The following is a 17,681-nucleotide window of genomic DNA, read 5'->3' as shown; positions in this document are numbered from 1 at the left end:
GGCGTTGAGATTGTGCGCCGAATTAGGATTGAGCGCGCCCGGACGCAAAACCGGACCCCACTTTTGCTGGTCGCGCTCTGCACGAATCGAAACGAGAGTATCCTCAAGGAGACTCAAGGGGTAAGAGTCCAGATCGTGAACGTGGTTGGGCTGTGAAAAAATCGACCCCTGACAAATTCGTTGCCTTCCAATCGAAGCGATTTAGCGCCCGGTCGAGCCGAAACCGCCGTTGCCGCGCACCGTCGATGACAGCGATGTGACGGGAACGAGCTCTGCCTGCACGACGGGCGCAATCACCATCTGCGCTATGCGTTCGCCGCGCTGGATCGGGAACGGCGCCTCGCCATGGTTGATCAGAATCACGTTGATCTCGCCGCGATAATCCGCGTCCACCGTGCCAGGTGAGTTCAGCACCGTGACGCCGTGCTTGGCGGCAAGCCCGGAGCGCGGTCGCACCTGCGCCTCATAGCCGGAGGGCAGCGCGATTGTGAGCCCGGTCGGCACCATCGCATGTCTTCCCGGCGACAGAATCAAGGGCGTATCGGCGGGAACAGCGGCCAGCAGATCGAGCCCGGCGGCATCTGCGCTTTGATAGGCCGGCAATGCCAAGCCTTCGCCATGCGGCAGTTGGCAGACCTCGACTTTCACGGTGGCGCTCACGGATTCTTCTCCACGGCCTTTGCGATCTTCGCCACCAGTTCGGCTGCGACCTGCTCCTTGGTCATCACCGGCCACGAATCGACATTGAACTCCTCGCCGTCGCGCGTGAGCAGATGGACGGTGTTGCGGTCGCCGCCCATTACGCCTGACGCGGGCGAGACGTCGTTGGCAACAATCCAGTCGCAGCCCTTGCGCGCGATCTTGGCCTTGGCGTTATCGATCAGATGCTCGGTCTCGGCGGCAAAGCCGATCACCAGCGGCGGACGCTTGTCCGTCAATTTCGAAATCGTCGCGAGAATGTCGGGGTTTTCCACCAAAGCGAGCTGCGGCGTGCCGGCGGAGGTCTTCTTCAGCTTCTGCTCGCCCTCATTGGCAACGCGCCAGTCGGCGACCGCGGCGGCGAAGATTGCGACATCGGCCGGCAAGGCGGCCTCGACCCGATGCAGCATGTCGCGCGCCGATTCCACGCGGATGACGGTCACGCCGCCGGGATCGCGCAGTTCGACGGGGCCGGTGACCAGCGTGACATCGGCGCCTGCGGCCTGCGCCGCAGCGGCGATGGCAAAACCCTGCTTGCCGGAGGAGCGGTTGGCGATATAGCGCACGGGATCGATCGCCTCATGCGTCGGTCCTGCCGTGATCAGCACACGCTTGCCCGCGAGCGGGCGCGGCCGTGGCGGGCGCAGGATGTCGATGGCGGCGGCCGCGATTTCGACTGCTTCGGACATCCGCCCGACGCCGGCCTCATTGGACTCCGCCATCTCGCCGGCATTGGGGCCGATCATCTGGACGCCATCGCGCCGGAGCTGCATCACATTGCGGCGGGTGGCGGCGTTGTTCCACATCAGCGGGTTCATCGCAGGCGCCAGCAGGATCGGCCGGTCGGCCGCCAGCAGGATGGCGCTGGCGAGATCGTCGGCGTGACCGTTCGCCATTTTCGCCATCAGGTCGGCAGTCGCCGGCGCCACCACGATCAGATCGCATTCGCGCGCCAGCCGGATATGACCGGCGTCGAATTCGCTGCCGGGATCGAACAGATCCATGTAGACGCGCTCATGCGACAGCGCGCTGGCAGAAAGCGGCGTAACAAACTGCTGCGCGGCCTTGGTCAACACGCAGCGGACATCGACATGCCGCTCCTTCAGCCGCCGGATCAGTTCCAGCGATTTGAACGCGGCAATGCCGCCGCCGATGATCAGGGTGACGCTGGCTTGGCCGGCGGGATTGTTGCGCTCGATGGCGGTCCGGCCTGCCGGAGCCGGCGAGGACGCTGGTGATGCCGTTGGCGCCGGGCTGCCCTCGCAATATTCGCGCAGGATCACCCGGACCTCCTCCTCGACCGAGCGGCCATTCTTGGCCGAGCGGAGTCGCAGGTAGGACTTGATGCCGTCGTCGAGCTTTCGGATGGTCAGGCTGGCCATGGCGGCCTCCAGCAAGGGGTGCTGTCAATGATAGCAAAATAGTGCTGTCAGTGCAATCAGAGTTGCCGGATGGCGATGAGGATTCCGATGAAGGTCGCCGCGATGATCCAGAGCGCCACCGTTCGCCAGCGGCTTTTGCGGCCTTCGGCGCGCCCGAGGGCGGCAATCGTCTCGGGTGACAGCGTCACGCCCTCCCGGGTCATTTTCTCCATGTGCTCGATCGCGGCGACCGCGCGCGAGGCAATCGCAGGCAGGCTCGCCGCCACGCGACCGAGTTCGCCCGCCCCGGTCATGGCGCCCTGAACCCGCCCGAGCGGACCGAGATTGCGCTCGATCCATTCGCGTACCACTGGATCGGCAACCTTCCAGATGTCGAGCCTGGGGTCGAAGCCGCGGGCGACACCCTCGACCACCACCATGGTCTTTTGCAGCAGGATCAATTCGGGCCGGGTCTGCATGTCGAACAGGCCGGTGACCTCGAGCAGCAGCGTCAATAGCTTCGCCATCGAGATTTCTTCGGCGGTCCTGTTGTGGATCGGCTCGCCGATGGCGCGGATGGCCTGCGCGAAATTCTCCACCGAGTGGTGGCCCGGCACATAGCCGGCCTCGAAATGCACTTCGGCCACGCGGCGATAGTCGCGGGTAATGAAGCCGAGCAGAATCTCCGCAAGGAAGCGCCGCTCCTTCAGGCCGAGCCGGCCCATGATGCCGAAATCGACGGCGACAAGGCGGCCGGCCTCGTCGAGAAACAGATTGCCGGGATGCATGTCGGCATGGAAGAAGCCGTCGCGCAGCGCGTGCCGTAGAAAGCTCTGGATCACCTTGCGGCCGAGATCGGGCAGATCGACCTGCGCGGCTGCGAGGCGCGCGTGATCGTTCAGCGCGATGCCGTCGATCCATTCCATCGTCAGCACGTTATGGGTGGTGCGGTCCCAATCCACGGTCGGTACACGGAAATCCGGATCGTCGCGGGTGTTCTCAGCCATCTCGGACAGCGCGGCCGCCTCTAGCCGCAGGTCCATCTCCATCGCGACCGAGCGCGACATCGTGTTGATGACCTCGATCAGCCGCAGCCGTCGCGCTTCAGCCGAATGCGCCTCCGCATTGCGCGCGACAAAGAAGAAATCGGAGAGGTCGCGGCGGAAGCGGGAGGCAACATTGGGCCGTAGCACTTTCACAGCGACCGGCCGGCGAACCCCGTCGCGCTCCACCTCGCCGCGATGCACCTGGGCGATGGAGGCGGCGGCAACCGCCGGTCCAAGGCTGACAAAGGCCTGCGCCAGCGGGCGTTCCAGCGAGGCTGCGATCACCGCCTCAGCTTCGCTATGCGGAAACGGCGGTAGCCGGTCCTGCAGGCTTTCCAGATCGCGCGCCATCGCGACGCCGACGACATCGGGCCGGGTCGCCAGAAACTGTCCAAGCTTGAGGTAAGCGGGGCCTAGACGCGTTAGCGCGCGCGACAGCCGCGGGCCGGCCTTGGCGCCGGGCCGCTCGATCAGCCGCGCCAGGCGCAGCGCAAGCTGCCCCGGCGCCGGCACCAGGCTCGGATCGACGACGCCGAATACGCCCTCGCGCGCGAACACGTAAGCGGCGCGGACCAGCCGCGCGATGTGGGTCGCCGCAGAAATCACAAACGCCAGCCCGAATGCAGCGCCACGATGCCGCCGGACAGGCTCTGCCACTTCACCCGCGCAAAGCCGGCGCTGCGAATCATGTCGGCAAACATATTGGGCCGGGGGAATTTCCGGATCGATTCGACGAGATACTGATAGGATTCCGCATCGCCCGTCACAGCGCGGCCGAGCGGCGGGATCACCCTGAACGAGAACTGGTCGTAAAGCCAATCCAGCCCGGGAACATCGACAGTGGAGAATTCCAGGCAGAGGAATCGGCTGCCCGGCCGCAGCACGCGATAGGCCTCGCGCAACGCCGCATCGATCCGCGGCACGTTGCGGATGCCGAAGGCAATCGTGTAAGCGTCGAACGAACGGGCCGGGAACGCCAGCGCCTCGGCGTTACCCTCGACAAAGGAGATCTGGTGGTCGAGATGGCGTGCCAGCGCGCGGTTGCGGCCGACCTCGAGCATGTCGCTGTTGATGTCGCAGACCGTGGCGTGGAAGCCGAAGCCTGCCGCCTCGGCCGCGCGGAAGGCGATATCGCCGGTGCCGCCGGCGACGTCGAGCAGCGCGAATGGCGCATCATTTTTCGGCGGATTGAGCGCCGTGATCATAATGTCCTTCCAGACCCGGTGCAGGCCCGCCGACATCAGATCATTCATCAGGTCGTAGCGGGAGGCCACGCTGTGAAACACGTCGTTCACCAGCGTCTGCTTGTCCCCCAGGGGCACGTCCCTGTAGCCAAAATGGGTGGTTTGCTCCGGCCGATCCATTAGATTTACTCCACTACCGGACCATAGCGCGCCCGTCGCAATGGCGCTATCACGTCACCTCTATAAGGTGAATGCCTGTATGCCTGAATTGCCCGAAGTTGAAACCGTCCGCCGCGGCCTGCAGCCGGCCATGGAGGGGGCAAAAATCCTGAAAGCCGAAGCCCGGCGCAAGGATCTGCGGTTTCCTTTTCAAAAGGACTTTATCGACCGGCTGGAAGGCCAGACCGTGACAGGTCTTGGCCGTCGCGCCAAATACCTGATGGCGGATCTCACCTCCGGTGACGTGCTGCTGATGCATTTGGGCATGTCCGGCTCGTTCCGGGTGCTCGACGGCAGCCATAACAACGCACCCGGCCAATTCCACCATCCGCGCGGCGAGGACCGTGCGCACGATCATGTGGTGTTTCACATGTCATCGGGCGCGGCTATTGTATTCAACGATCCGCGCCGCTTCGGCTACATGAAAGTCATCGCCCGCAACGCGCTGGAGGACGAGCCGCTGTTGAAAGGACTTGGCCCCGAACCGCTCGGCAACGAGTTCGACGCCGCGATGCTGGCGCGGTCCTGCTTCAACAAGAAGACCAGCCTGAAGGCGGCGCTGCTCGACCAGCGCGTGGTCGCTGGTCTCGGCAACATCTATGTCTGCGAGGCGTTGTACCGCTCGCATCTGTCGCCGCGCCGGCTGGCGGCGACGCTGGCGACGAAGAAGGGCGAGCCGACCGACCACGCCGGGCGGCTGGTGAATGCAATCCATTCGGTGCTCAACCAAGCAATCAAGGCCGGCGGCTCCTCGATCAACGATCATCGCCTGACCTCGGGCGAACTCGGTTACTTCCAGCACTCGTTTCAGGTCTATGATCGCGAGGGCGAGAAGTGCCAGACCAAGGGCTGCAACGGCATTGTGCGGCGCTTCGTGCAGAACGGCCGCTCCACATTCTGGTGTCCGAAATGTCAGAAATAACCGAAACGCCGATGCTCGAAACGAAGCGACTGATCCTGCGGCCGCTCGCGCTATCCGATGCGCCGGCGATCCAGCGCCATTTCAACAACTGGAACATCATCCAGCATCTCGCGCAGGTCGTTCCCTGGCCGTATCCCGAAGACGGTGCGGTGACGTTCATCAAGCGAGAATTGGAAAGGGTCGCGGCAGGCGAGGTGATCTATAACTGGATGCTGGTGCTGCGCGGCGGCGACGGTGAGGCCATCGGGAATATTCGCCTGCGCCCGTGGGTCGACGATCCCAAGGGCAACCGGGGATTTTGGCTCGCGGAGCGCTATTGGAATCAGGGCTTGATGACCGAAGCTGTCACGGCGACGAATGATTTTGCCTTCCGCGTCCTCGGCGTCGACGTTTTGCACTTCTGTAACGCAGTGACCAACGAAGCCTCACGCCGGGTCAAGCAGAAGACGGGCGCCGAATTCGTCGGCTATATCGAGATTGCCCATCACAACGGTCAGACGCGCACAGAAAGATGGCGCCTGACGCGAAAAAATTGGCTGCGCCGGGATTTGTAGCGAAGCGAAACAATCCAGCGGGGCTGGTGGCTGGATTGCTTCTGCCTTCGCTCCGCGCATGACGTTCGCGGGAGCGGGGTGTTCAGGTACGAGCCGGCATTCTCAGGAAGAGAGCGCCGTCGTTTCCGAAAGACGGGAGCGCAGCCCATTTGGGAATAATCGCGGGTGTCTCCCCGAACTCGTCGATGATCGGTTCGTCGGTGGCCGCAACCACATTGCCCAACCTCGCTTCAATCCACTGCCAGAGGCCGCGGATTTCTTCGGCGGATTTCCCGCATGGTGCGTATTCGCAGACCGCAAGGCCCGCGCTCAGCGCGTCCTGATGATCGTTGCGCATCATGATGACAGGTCTTGCAACGATATCGACGATGTCGAGCGCGGCCTCATCGCTCAGCGCATTTTCCGCGCTGGCGAGGCGCGCCGCGCCCCGGATCGGGGTCTGGTTCAGGACGTAAGCGAACGGCTTGTGCCAGGCCCTGATGACGCTGAGCGTCGCGGCTGTTGCCTCGATGTCGGCGATGCTCGGGCGCGCCGGAATCAGGCAGAAATCGGCATAGCGAATGGCTGAATTGGTCGCAGCGCTGACGCCGCCGGCAGTATCGACAATCGTCACCGTCACGCCATCGCGCTCGAGCGATTGCAGGCGTTGTTCGACCTCCCTGGCGGCGTAGATCGGCTCCACGACCGGCTCGGCATATTGGCGGCGGCGCCGCCAGTTCGAAAGGGTGCCCTGCGTGTCCGTCTCGATCAGGCGGACGGTGTGCCCGGCCCGGATGGCGGCAAGTGCAAGGCTGATGGCGAGCGTGCTTTTCCCCGAGCCACCCTTCTGGGTGGCCAATACGATCGTCTGCATTTCAGGTCCTCTGGATGGCTTTCTGGCATTTGGGTTACGCACACGAGCTCCGTCGCATTCTGCGACGTCGAATTACGCGCTCGCTCAGACGTGCCCAGCCCGATCCAAAGGTCAGGGATCGCGGTAGTCCGAATCAGTCAGCTTGCAATGATGCCCGATTCTGAAATGGTGGTCATCCGGGCAAATACTGCCGTGTAGTGCATTTTGTGCCTGGTGAAACCACAACAAGAAACGGGAAGCAGCATGACGGGTCATTGGTGGGGTCGCGCAGCCACCACTTTTCAATGTCAGAAGCGGCCGGCGACCGGCAGCCGCGGCATGGTGGTCAGCAACCACCCGCTGGCGTCGAGCGCCGGCGCGGAAATGCCGGCCGCCGGCGGCAACGCCATCGATGCGGCGATCGCGACGCTGTTTGCGCTGACGGTGGTGAAGCCGATGATGGTTGGTATTATCGCCGGCGGCATGAACGCCATCCAGTTTCACGAGGACGGAACGATGTCGGGCGCCGCCTGCTGGCGCGCGGACGGCGTGCCGATCGGTATTGCCGGCGGACTGGCGCGTGCCGGCGTGAGGTTTGGACTTGCGTGATCGTATCGTGCGCCCACCGCTCCGCACGTCTGCATATTCCCCCTGGCAATCTTAGCTCCGTTGTTTTGCGGGCTATTTGCCTTTTTCCGTATGGGACTGCGTACTAGTACGGCTTGTCCGATTTGTTCTTTGTTCACCACAACGCCCGAACCTTGATGCGCCGAATTTCTAGCCAGCAGCGCTGACGCACTGAAGGGGACTGGGCCGTGACAATTCTGAACCTGAATATCCGAGGACGTCTGATTCTGGGCTTCAGCGCACTCTGCGCGCTGATGGCGATCGTGGTCGGTGTCACCATCGTCAAGGTCAGTGCGGTAAACGAAGCCACCAATCGCACCGTGAACCTTCGTATGCCGACCGCCATGACCGCAAGCGATGTGGTGGCCGGGGTGTACGCTTCGCTGGCCTCGCTGCGCGGCTGGTTGATCACGGGAAACGATGCGTTCAAGACCGAGCGCGCGCTGCTCTGGAAGGAAATGCAGCGCTACGGCGCCAGGATGGATGACCTCTCGGGCCATTGGACCTCCGAACAGAACAAGGCGGACTGGCGTCAGGCCAAACCACTGCTTGACGAATTGCGCAGCGCACAGGACAAGGCAGAAGCGATCGCCCACACCCTGGACGAACAGCCGGCGGCGAAGCTGCTTGCCACCGAAGCTGCGCCGCTGGCCAGGCTCATGCTGCAAAACGCCACCTCGATCATCGACGAGGAGAGCGGCATTGCCTCGACGGATGCGCGCAAGAGCCTGCTGATCGACTTTGCCGATCTGCGCGGCAGCATGGCCTCGGCGATCGGTGCGATTCGCGCCTATCTCCTGACCGCGGATGCCGCCTTCAAGACCGAATTCGAGCAGCTCTGGGCGCTCAATCAGAGGAAGTTCGAGGCGCTCGCGAAACGGCGCGCCGAGATGACGGCCGTCCAGCAGAAGGCGTTCGACGCGCTTGTTGCGGCGCGCGCCAAATTTGCGCCGCTGCCGCAGAAGATGTTCGAAATCCGCGCTTCCGACCGCTGGAACATGGCGCAGTGGTTCCTGACCAACGAGGCCGCGCCGCGCGCCAACAAGCTGCTTGACATCTTTGCCGGCGCCAAGGACGCCACCGGCATGCGCGCGGGCGGAATGGTCACGCGGCAGCAGAACAATCTGAAACGGGACGGTGATGCCGTCCTCGCCGAGACTAATTTTCTGGCGACGCTGCTCTGGGTGCTGCTTGGTGTCGGCATCGGCGTCGCGGTGACGGTGGTCTATCTCACCAACCGCTCGATTGTGCCGCCGATCCTCAGAATGGTTGGCGCCATGGGCAAGCTCGCCGGCGGCGATCACTCGATCGCTATCCCTGCGACCGACAAGAGGGACGAGATCGGCCTCATGGCGAGGGCAGTGCTGATCTTCAAGGAGAACATGATCAAGGCCAAGGAGCTCGCCGACAAGGAGGCCGAGGCGATCCAGGCGCGCATGGCGCGGGCGACGCGGGTCAACGAGCTGACCCGGGCATTCGATGCCAGCATATCAAACGTGCTGCGGTCGGTGGCGTCGGCCTCGACTGAGCTGCAGGCAACCGCTTCGTCGATGACGGCGACGGCGGAGGAAACCTCGAACCAGGCGACCGCGGTCGCGGCCGCGACCGAAGAGGCTTCCACCAACGTGCAAACCGTTGCGGCGGCCTCGGAGGAGTTGGCGAGTTCGGTCACCGAGATCGGCCGGCAGGTAGCGCAATCCGCTGCGATCGCGCAGAAGGCCGTGGAGGAGGCCGACCGCACCAATGTCACGGTGCAGGGTCTGTATGATGGCGCGGCCAGCATTGGCGATGTCGTCAAGCTCATCAATGACATTGCTTCGCAGACCAACCTGCTCGCGCTCAACGCCACGATCGAGGCGGCGCGCGCCGGCGAGGCGGGCCGCGGCTTTGCGGTGGTGGCATCCGAGGTCAAGAGCCTCGCGGAGCAGACCGCCAAGGCAACGGAGCAGATCGGCGCGCAAATATCTGCGATCCAGAATTCATCGAGCGAGGCCGTAACCGCGATCCGCGGGATCACCTCCACGATCAATGAAATGAGCGAGATCGCGTCGGCCATCGCCAGTGCTGTCGAGGAGCAGGGCTCGGCCACGCAGGAGATTGCCCGCAACGTGCAGCAGGCGGCGGCCGGCACCAGCGAAATCTCGGCGAATGTGGTCGGTGTTCAGCAGGCCGCGGGCGACACAGGCGCTGCCGCCCATCAGGTGCTGCAGGCGTCGAGCGAATTGTCGAAGCAGTCGGAGACGATGCGCGGCGAGGTCGAAGCCTTCCTCAACAACATCAAGGCGGCTTGATTCACTGACGGTGTGCGCGTGCCCCGGACGCAGCGCAGCACGAAGTGATGCGCTGCAGAGCCGGGGCCTATCGCTGGCTAGGTCCCGGCTCTGCAGTGCAGCGTTACACGCTGCACAGCGTCCGTGAAACGATCGACTTACTTCCTCACGCAAATCACGCGAACCACTGACGCCTTTGCATCCGTCGATCCGCCGGTCGCATTGACGCCATTGGCCTTGAGAAAGCCGCGCAATGTTTCAGCTGTCACCAGCACCGCCTGCGCTGCGGGAGCGTCGTTCGCGGGGCCTGCGACTTGAACCGGCTTCAACAGTGCAATCCCGGCGAACTTTCCATCGCCATCCTGTGTGGCCGCGCCGGAAAAGCCGATCGCAGGCGCCGGCGTCAGCGCGATGTCACTGCTCCCGCCAAGCTGGGTCACCGAGGCTTTGGCGATCGTCACGGCTGAGCCACCGCCCTGGTTTTGCGGATCGGCAATGCCGGTAAGGTCGAGCGCCGTCTTCGTGGCGGCGCCGGCGATATTGAGCGCTTTCAGTCCGCGCGCGCCGTAGATGCGCAGCAGCGCCAGATCGTGCGCCTTGTCTTCCGCGATGCGGTCGGCATTGCCAAAGCCTGCAATCGCGATCGTGAGGCAGCCGTCGGTGATCTGGCGGTCGGCAATGATCGCACCGTCGTCGCTGACGACGACGCCGGTGCCGTATTCAACCTTCTTGCGTGGCGGCGGCCCCGCCGCTTGCACGGCCGCCGGGAAGGCGCTGAACGCGCTCGACATCGCGATCACAACCGGTTCCACCGTGTTCTCAATCGCCTGGTCGTACATGATCGTGAGGATGCGGACCTCGTCGCCCTTGAACGTGCCGCGGATATAGAATTTCTTCAGGCCCTGCAGGCCGGACAGCACGAAGAAGTCGGGTTTGACCACCGTGTAGTCCACATTGCGCCCCGGCTCCTTTTTCTCGCGTTCAGCGAGCTTTGCCGTGGTGGGGCCGGCTTCCTTGCGCCGCGCCAGTTGAATCTGGATCGTGCCGTTCGGCGAGATCCATTTGGTGCCATTGGCGTCGCTGGCCTGCTGCGGCACCAGTTTGGCGGGAATGCCGAGCCGCACGCCGGTGCCGGGATCCGTGACGATCTTCCAACCGACGCTGTCCTGCTTCTTCTTGGCGGTCTCGGCCAGGGCACCGCGCTCCTGCGGATTGAGGACGCCGGTCGGCTTAGCCCCGCGCGATTTCTGGAATTCCTTGGTCGCGGTGATCATGCGCTCGCTGACGTCGCCGGTGATGGCGCCGTTATACTGCCCGACCCAGGCGAGGTCCGACTGCAGCGCCATCCGTTCGGCCTGCCCGAGGGCCTTGGCTGTGTCTTCCGGCTTCTGCATCGCGGGCCGGATCGGCACCGTCGCCACCGGGTTTGCCTTGGTCCCGGCCCTGGAAGGCGGCGTCATCTGCGCCCATGCCGATGATGCGGAGACGGGCAAGCCCAAGGATGTCATCATCAATGTTGCCGAAAGCACCGATCTCATGACAAATCCCGGCAGAATAGGGAGAATGCGATCATTGACGTGCGGCCAACTAAGCACATCTGCTTAGTCGGCAACAACCGCGCCCTGGTTCAGAAAGTATTGCAACCATGCTGACGGCAGACGAACTTGAACGCTATGCCCGCCATATCGTGCTGCGCGACGTCGGCGGTCCGGGGCAGGCGGCGCTGAAGAAGGCGTCCGTGCTGGTGATCGGCGCGGGCGGCTTGGGCGCGCCTGTCCTGATGTATCTGGCAGCCGCCGGTGTCGGCAGACTCGGCGCCGTTGACGACGACGTCGTCTCACTATCCAATCTGCAGCGCCAAATCATTCACACCACGCCGGATATCGGGCGGCTCAAGGTCGACAGCGCCGCGGAGACGGTTCAGGCGCTAAATCCTCACGTTCAGTTCGATGCGCATGCGGTGCGTCTCGACGCGGGGAACGTGATGTCGCTGATCGACGACTATGATCTAGTGCTCGATGGCTCCGACAATTTCGAAACCCGCTATCTGATTTCAGATGCCTGCTTCTTCGCCGGCAAGCCGTTGATCACGGCGGCGCTGGGTCAGTTCGACGGATCGCTAACCACGATCCGGGCGCATGAACGAGACGCCGACGGTCACTACAATCCGACCTACCGCTGCCTGTTTCCCGAACGGCCGCCGCCTGGCACCGTGCCGGCCTGCGCCGAGGCCGGCGTGATGGGCGCGCTCGCGGGCATGCTGGGCTCGATGATGGCGCTGGAGGCGATCCGCGAAATCGTCGGCTTCGGCGAAAGCCTGGTCGGCCGGCTGCTGATGGTGGATGCGCGCGCGATGCGGTTTGAAACCCTGCGCTACACGCGCGATCCGCAAAATCCGCTCAACGGCGATACGCCTGTCATCATCGATCTGAGCGGGCACGCGGCGTAGAGACCTCGATCCTCTCTCACGCGCCGGTGTGTTTCTCACTGTCCATATGCGCGAGCTGGGCTTCAGGGTAGCGCGCGCCGGCGGCGACGCCCGGCGGAAACGCCTCGGCCAGTGCGGCCAGATGAGCCGGCGTCAGCTTGATATCGAGTGCACCGAGCGCTTCAGCGAGACGATCGCGGCGGCGGGCGCCGACCAGTGGCACGATATCGCTGCCCTGCGCGGCGACCCAGGCGATGGCGACCTGCGCAGGCGAAGCACCGACGTCCTCGGCAATTCGCCGCAGCGAGTCCGCCAGCATCAGGTTCGCATCGAGATTGGAGCCCTGAAAGCGCGGGCTCATGGTGCGGAAATCCTGCGCACCCGAACGATCCTTGGTCCAATGGCCACTGATCAGGCCGCGCGCTAGGACGCCATACGCGGTGATGCCGATGCCGAGCTCGCGGCAGGTCGGAAGTATGTCGTCCTCAATCCCGCGCGAGATCAGCGAATACTCGATCTGCAGATCGCTGATCGGATGCACTGTGTGGGCGCGGCGGATCGTGTCCGCGCCGACTTCCGACAGGCCGATATGTTTAATCCAGCCGGCCTTTATCATGTCGGCCATTGCGCCAATGGTCTCCTCGATGGGCACATTCGGGTCGAGCCGCGCCGGACGGTAGATATCGATCGCATCAACGCCTAGCCGCTGCAGCGAATAGGCGAGAAAATTCTTGATCGCAGCCGGTCGGCTGTCATAGCCGGACCAGTTCTTCGCGGGATCGCGCAGCGCGCCGAACTTCACGCTGATCTGCAGATTGTCGCGGTTGCGCGAGGTGAGCGCTTCGCGGATCAGCATCTCATTGTGGCCCATGCCGTAAGTCGCCGGTGTCGAGCAGCGTGATGCCGGCATCGAGCGCAGCATGGATGGTGGCGATGCTCTCGCTGCGGTCGGCAGGGCCATAGAAATCCGACATGCCCATGCAGCCGAGGCCGATGGCGGAGACGCTTGGGCCCGTGATGCCGAGATTGCGCTTTTCCATGATGGTTCTCCTCGTGATCGGTGGCGGCAATGCCGCCGTGATGGCGAGGCCTGATATGAACCTTCTCGGCCATGGCGATAAGCTGGACAATTCGAAATAGCTTGTTCAGTGTACCGAACAATGAAGGATTTCGATCTCCGCGATCTCGACGCTTTCGTTGCCGTGGCACGCACGCGGAATTTCCGCCGGGCCGCGACGGAGCAGGGCGTGTCCGTCTCAAGCCTCAGCCAGCGCCTGCGCGACATGGAGGAGCGGCTCGGCGTCCGCCTGATGAACCGCACCACGCGCAGCGTCGCGCTCACCGAAGCGGGCGAGCTGCTATTGGCGCGGGTCGGGCCGGCGATATCTGACGTCGGCGCGGCGCTGGATCAAGTGCGCGGCTTGCGGGCCTTGCCGTCGGGACGTCTGCGCATCAATTCGCCGCCGCCGGTGATCGATCTGGTGCTGGCGCCGATGGTCGCGCCGTTTCTGAAGGCCCATCCGAAGATCGATCTAGAGATCGTTGGCGAGAGCTCGTTCGTCGACATCGTGGCCCAAGGCTTTGATGCCGGCGTGCGGTATGGTGAGCATCTGGCGCAGGACATGATCGCGGTCCCGCTCGGAGCGCCGCAGCGCTATGCGGTGGTGGCTTCGCGCGAATATGTGGCGCAGCACGGGCAGCCGAAACATCCGAAAGACCTGCTCGACCATTCCTGCATCCGTACCCGCTTCGGCAGCGGTGCGATGCTGGATTGGGAATTCGAAAAGGCCGGACGCGTCGTCAAGGTCTCACCGCCGGCCAAGCTGATCGCGAGCTATCTTGGCCTCGCGCTACGCGCCGTCCATGATGGCGTCGGCTTCTGGCTGACGTTTGAGGGGTATGTTCGCTATGGCATCAAGTCAGGCGCGCTGGTTAGCGTGCTCGACGATTGGTGCGCGCCGTTTCCGGGGCCGTTTCTGTATTATCCGAGCCGGCGCCAGCCGCCGCCCGCACTTGCCGCGTTCGTCGCCTTCGCTGCGCAATGGCGGAAGCAGGAAAGGCGAAAGGGCAAGTAGCCTCGCTGTGCTCATCCCGGCTACGCGCGCCGTGAAGATACCACTTAGAGCATGCTGGGCAGCACGCGGTCCGGCGGCTTGTGGTTGTCGAGGAAGGTTCTGATATTGATGATCACCTTCTCGCCCATCTCGACGCGGCCTTCGATCGTTGCCGAGCCCATGTGCGGCAGCAGCGTGACCTTGCCGGCCTTGGCAAGGCGCACCAGCTTCGGGTTGACTGCGGGCTCGTGCTCATAGACGTCGAGCCCGGCGCCGCCGACGTCGCCAGCTTCGATCAGCTTGATCAGCGTGTCCTCGTCGATCACCCCGCCGCGCGCGGTGTTGACGATATAGGCGTCTTTGCGGATCAGCTTCAGCCGCCGCGCCGACAACAGGTGATAGGTCGCCGGCGTATGCGGGCAGTTCACCGAGATGATGTCCATCCGCGCCAGCATCTGGTCGAGGCTCTCCCAATAGGTCGCGCCGAGTTCTTCGGCGATGCGCGGCGCCACCGGGCGGCGATTGTGATAGTGGATCTGCAGGCCGAAGGCGCGGGCGCGGCGGGCCACCGCCTGGCCGATCCGGCCCATGCCGATGATGCCGAGCCGTTTGCCGCCGATGCGATGGCCGAGCATCCAGGTCGGCGACCAGCCCGGCCACCCCTTGCCCTCGGTCAGGATCGAAGCACCTTCGATCAATCGTCGCGGCACGGCAAGGATCAACGCCATCGTCATATCGGCGGTGTCTTCGGTCAGCACTTTCGGCGTGTTGGTCACGGTGATGCCGCGTGTATGCGCCGCCGTGACGTCGATATTGTCGACGCCGTTGCCGAAATTGGCGATCATGCGCAGCTTGCAGTCGGGCTGCGCGAGGACTTCTTCGCTGACGATGTCGGTGACGGTCGGCACCAGCACGTCGGCCGCTCGTGCCGCTTCCGCGATCTGCTCCGGCGTCATCGGCGTATCGTCGAGATTCAACCTCGCGTCGAACAGCTCGCGCATCCTGGTCTCGATCGAGTCCGGCAGCTTGCGAGTGACGACGACGAGAGGTTTCTTCTTAACCGACATGTCCTGCTCTCATGAGGGACGACTTAAAGCGCGCCGTTCAGACCTCATTAACCCGGTTGTTCGACACTGCGATAGCCACGCGGTCCCGGTATCCGGCTGTTTCGTGAGGTAAGTCCCTTGGGTTCCCCGATACTTGCCTCGGATTTTCGGCGGAAAATTCGGGCGTTCTGGTTCTAGGCGTTCCGTCCTCTCTATCAGAAGGCCGGGCCAAGACAAGAACCCCTCCGACGTCACAAGCCGGGTGCGGCAAAAGCGGGGCACAGGGGTCTGGGGTTTCGGCGTTAGCGGGCGGCTTCAACTCGGAGAATTCGAGTTGCGGGGGCTCGGCGGGAGGCGAGTTGATGGCGTTGGGGCGTATCTGTTCGGTGGCGGTGCTGGCGGCGTGCTGGCTTATCGCATCGGTCAGCACAGGATTTTCGGCCAAGGATTCGGCCACCACTTCGAGCGGCCTGCCGGTGCCGCGATATGTCAGCCTCAAATCCGATCATGTGAACGTCCGCGCCGGTCCGACCAAGGACAATGACGTCGCCTGGGTCTACACCCGCTCCGGCCTGCCGGTCGAAATAACCGCCGAGTTCGAGAACTGGCGCCGCGTGCGCGATTCCGAAGGCGCCGAGGGCTGGGTCTATCACTCGCTGCTGTCAGGTCGCCGCACTGCGGTCGTCACCATGAAGAGCAAGGACGATCTGGCCTCGCTCTATGATCGCCCCGATCCGACCAGCGCGGTAGCGGCCCGTCTGCAGGCCGGCGTCGTCGCCCAGGTCAAGAAATGCGCCAATGGATGGTGCCGCGTGATCGGCAACGGCTTTGACGGCTGGATCGAGCAGCAGCGCCTGTGGGGTGTCTACGCCGACGAGAAGGTGGACTAAGTCTGTCCCGGCAGAACGACGTCGTCCCTGCGAAAGCAGGGACCCATACGCCGCGGCTCCTCAATAAGGCGCGCGGTTAGACAGCTTCCGTCACAACACTGATTTGTGGTTATGGGTCCCTGCGTTCGCAGGGACGACGAAATCGGCTACCGCTTCTTGCGCAGCCGCACGACCATGTCGATACGGGAGATCTCGTAACCTTCCGGCACGTCGGGCATCTTCGACAACACCAGGTGCGGATCGGGAATGTCGACCAACTCGTGATTGTTCTCGAGATAGAAGTGGTGGTGCGCGGTGACGTTGGTGTCGAAATAGGTCTTGGTGCCGTCGACCGAGACCTGACGCAGCAAGCCGGCATCGGTGAGCTGATTGAGCGTGTTGTAGACGGTGGCCAGCGACACCGGAACCTTGGCCAGCGTCGCCTCCTCGTACAGCATTTCCGCGGTCAGGTGGCGCGCGCCCTTGCCGAACAGCAGCCAGCCCAGAGCCATGCGCTGGCGGGTGGGCCGGAGACCGGCGGCCTGCAGCATCTCGTTGACGTCGTGCCAGGGACAGCCGGTCAACGCTGGCTGATGACCGGCGGCACGGGCAGCCGGATCGATACCGTCGTCGTTTTGGGGCGAGGCTTGATCGTTCATGTCCACTGGGTACCACACGCGCTAACTTGGGCAATAATCTTGCCCAATATAAAAGGAAATCAGGTAGATGCAAGTTTTTCGCAACTAGAACTGGCCCAAGGTAAATCAGGACAAGCGGGGATTAAAGCCGGAACAAGCGGGGATTTTGCCCGTTCCAGTGCTTTGCCGGGCCGTCATGGCTATGTTACAGAGCGCGCGGACCACATATGCGATTTCGGCAGAGGCTTACGCCGATAGTATCCTAAGTGGCCAATTTGCGGAACGAGCGTCTTCGCTGGGAAACGGGTCCGGTTCGCTCACAACGCGCTCCATCGGGACATCTGAGATAGGTAAAGGCTGAATACGATGCTGGATCGGCGCAGCGGTTATGAATACGAGGATTTGCTGGCCTGCGGCCGCGGCGAGATGTTCGGTCCGGGCAATGCCCAGCTGCCGCTGCCGCCGATGCTGATGTTCGACCGCATCACCGAGATCAACGACAATGGCGGCGAGTTCGGCAAGGGCCTGATCCGCGCCGAGCTCGATGTGAAGCCGGACCTGTGGTTTTTCGGTTGCCACTTCAAGAACGACCCTGTCATGCCGGGTTGCCTTGGCCTCGACGCAATGTGGCAGATGGTCGGATTCTACCTCGGCTGGATCGGCGGCCTGGGGCGAGGCCGGGCCTTGGGGCTCGGCGAACTGAAGTTCTCCGGCCAGGTGCTGCCGAACGCCCGCAAGGTTGTGTACAACATCGACATGAAACGCGTGATGCGTTCAAAGCTGGTGCTTGGCGTCGGCGACGGCTGGCTTTCCATGGATGACGAGATTATCTATCGCGCCAAGGATCTGAAGGTCGGGCTGTTCAAACAGGGCACTGAGCCCACCTGAACGGCGTGATCAGGCAGCAAACACACTCTCAAGCAACGGAACGG

15 protein-coding genes and 2 pseudogenes are annotated in these 17,681 nt (G+C 63.5%); 8 read left to right on the top strand and 9 right to left on the bottom strand.

Annotated features, from left to right (window positions below; genetic code table 11):
- Positions 1 to 201: 201 nt before the first annotated feature.
- The 4 genes from dut to ubiE are packed head-to-tail and all read right to left on the bottom strand — an operon-like array spanning position 202 to position 4,470.
- A complete protein-coding gene (gene dut, locus J6524_RS26090) occupies positions 202 to 660 on the bottom strand; it encodes a dUTP diphosphatase (RefSeq protein WP_225675900.1) in 459 nt (152 codons plus the stop codon).
- Complete coding sequence (gene coaBC, locus J6524_RS26085; protein ID WP_225675898.1) at positions 657 to 2,081, bottom strand: bifunctional phosphopantothenoylcysteine decarboxylase/phosphopantothenate--cysteine ligase CoaBC; 1,425 nt, start codon at positions 2,079 to 2,081, stop codon at positions 657 to 659. The genes dut and coaBC overlap by 4 nt, the downstream gene beginning before the upstream one ends.
- Before the next feature lie 56 nt (positions 2,082 to 2,137).
- A complete protein-coding gene (ubiB, locus tag J6524_RS26080) occupies positions 2,138 to 3,712 on the bottom strand; it encodes a 2-polyprenylphenol 6-hydroxylase (protein ID WP_225676196.1) in 1,575 nt (524 codons plus the stop codon).
- Positions 3,709 to 4,470 carry a bifunctional demethylmenaquinone methyltransferase/2-methoxy-6-polyprenyl-1,4-benzoquinol methylase UbiE gene (ubiE, locus tag J6524_RS26075; RefSeq protein WP_225675896.1) on the bottom strand — a complete coding sequence of 254 codons (762 nt, stop codon included), beginning with the start codon at positions 4,468 to 4,470 and terminating at the stop codon, positions 3,709 to 3,711. The genes ubiB and ubiE overlap by 4 nt, the downstream gene beginning before the upstream one ends.
- Before the next feature lie 79 nt (positions 4,471 to 4,549).
- Between ubiE and mutM the strand changes: the two genes are divergently transcribed.
- Together mutM and J6524_RS26065 are read left to right on the top strand one after the other, a co-directional pair.
- Positions 4,550 to 5,431, top strand: coding sequence for a bifunctional DNA-formamidopyrimidine glycosylase/DNA-(apurinic or apyrimidinic site) lyase (mutM, locus tag J6524_RS26070; protein ID WP_225675894.1), 882 nt, complete (start codon positions 4,550 to 4,552; stop codon positions 5,429 to 5,431).
- Positions 5,419 to 5,985, top strand: a complete 567-nt coding sequence (locus J6524_RS26065; protein WP_225675892.1) for a GNAT family N-acetyltransferase — start codon at positions 5,419 to 5,421, stop codon at positions 5,983 to 5,985. The genes mutM and J6524_RS26065 overlap by 13 nt, the downstream gene beginning before the upstream one ends.
- Before the next feature lie 82 nt (positions 5,986 to 6,067).
- On the opposite strand, the gene J6524_RS26060 is transcribed toward J6524_RS26065, so the two are convergent.
- Positions 6,068 to 6,838 (bottom strand): nucleotide-binding protein, encoded by a 771-nt coding sequence (locus tag J6524_RS26060; protein WP_225675890.1) that lies wholly within the window; start codon positions 6,836 to 6,838, stop codon positions 6,068 to 6,070.
- Positions 6,839 to 7,081: 243 nt separating this feature from the next.
- Here J6524_RS26060 and J6524_RS26055 point away from each other — a divergent pair.
- Together J6524_RS26055 and J6524_RS26050 are read left to right on the top strand one after the other, a co-directional pair.
- Positions 7,082 to 7,315, top strand: a pseudogene (locus J6524_RS26055) (gamma-glutamyltransferase); the annotation flags it as partial.
- A 317-nt stretch (positions 7,316 to 7,632) separates the two neighbouring features.
- Positions 7,633 to 9,735, top strand: coding sequence for a HAMP domain-containing methyl-accepting chemotaxis protein (locus J6524_RS26050; protein WP_225675888.1), 2,103 nt, complete (start codon positions 7,633 to 7,635; stop codon positions 9,733 to 9,735).
- Positions 9,736 to 9,872: 137 nt separating this feature from the next.
- Here the strand turns inward: J6524_RS26050 and J6524_RS26045 are convergent, their stop codons facing one another.
- Entirely contained in the window at positions 9,873 to 11,252 is a 1,380-nt protein-coding gene (locus tag J6524_RS26045) for a peptidoglycan-binding protein (protein WP_376712080.1), read from the bottom strand.
- 107 nt (positions 11,253 to 11,359) lie between these two features.
- Between J6524_RS26045 and J6524_RS26040 the strand changes: the two genes are divergently transcribed.
- Positions 11,360 to 12,163 (top strand): HesA/MoeB/ThiF family protein, encoded by an 804-nt coding sequence (locus J6524_RS26040; RefSeq protein WP_225675884.1) that lies wholly within the window; start codon positions 11,360 to 11,362, stop codon positions 12,161 to 12,163.
- 16 nt (positions 12,164 to 12,179) lie between these two features.
- Here the strand turns inward: J6524_RS26040 and J6524_RS26035 are convergent.
- Positions 12,180 to 13,182 (bottom strand): annotated as a pseudogene (locus J6524_RS26035) (aldo/keto reductase).
- A gap of 120 nt (positions 13,183 to 13,302) precedes the next feature.
- On the opposite strand from J6524_RS26035, the gene J6524_RS26030 reads away from it, so the two are divergent.
- A complete protein-coding gene (locus J6524_RS26030; protein ID WP_225675882.1) occupies positions 13,303 to 14,217 on the top strand; it encodes a LysR family transcriptional regulator in 915 nt (304 codons plus the stop codon).
- A gap of 44 nt (positions 14,218 to 14,261) precedes the next feature.
- Here J6524_RS26030 and J6524_RS26025 read toward each other — a convergent pair whose 3' ends face one another.
- Positions 14,262 to 15,263, bottom strand: a complete 1,002-nt coding sequence (locus J6524_RS26025) for a 2-hydroxyacid dehydrogenase (protein ID WP_225675880.1) — start codon at positions 15,261 to 15,263, stop codon at positions 14,262 to 14,264.
- Positions 15,264 to 15,604: 341 nt separating this feature from the next.
- On the opposite strand from J6524_RS26025, the gene J6524_RS26020 reads away from it, so the two are divergent.
- A complete protein-coding gene (locus tag J6524_RS26020) occupies positions 15,605 to 16,132 on the top strand; it encodes an SH3 domain-containing protein (protein WP_225675878.1) in 528 nt (175 codons plus the stop codon).
- 146 nt (positions 16,133 to 16,278) lie between these two features.
- On the opposite strand, the gene irrA is transcribed toward J6524_RS26020, so the two are convergent.
- Positions 16,279 to 16,770, bottom strand: a complete 492-nt coding sequence (irrA, locus tag J6524_RS26015; protein ID WP_283843349.1) for an iron response transcriptional regulator IrrA — start codon at positions 16,768 to 16,770, stop codon at positions 16,279 to 16,281.
- Positions 16,771 to 17,115: 345 nt separating this feature from the next.
- Between irrA and fabA the strand changes: the two genes are divergently transcribed.
- On the top strand, positions 17,116 to 17,637 hold the full coding sequence (fabA, locus tag J6524_RS26010) for a 3-hydroxyacyl-[acyl-carrier-protein] dehydratase FabA (protein WP_225675876.1): 522 nt from the start codon (positions 17,116 to 17,118) through the stop codon (positions 17,635 to 17,637).
- Positions 17,638 to 17,681: the final 44 nt, after the last annotated feature.

Origin of the sequence: Bradyrhizobium hereditatis (assembly GCF_020329435.1) — a bacterium.
Classification (GTDB): Bacteria; Pseudomonadota; Alphaproteobacteria; order Rhizobiales; family Xanthobacteraceae; genus Bradyrhizobium; species Bradyrhizobium hereditatis.
Note: the sequence above shows the minus strand (reverse complement) of the source record. Positions and strands in the feature narration are given on the sequence as shown.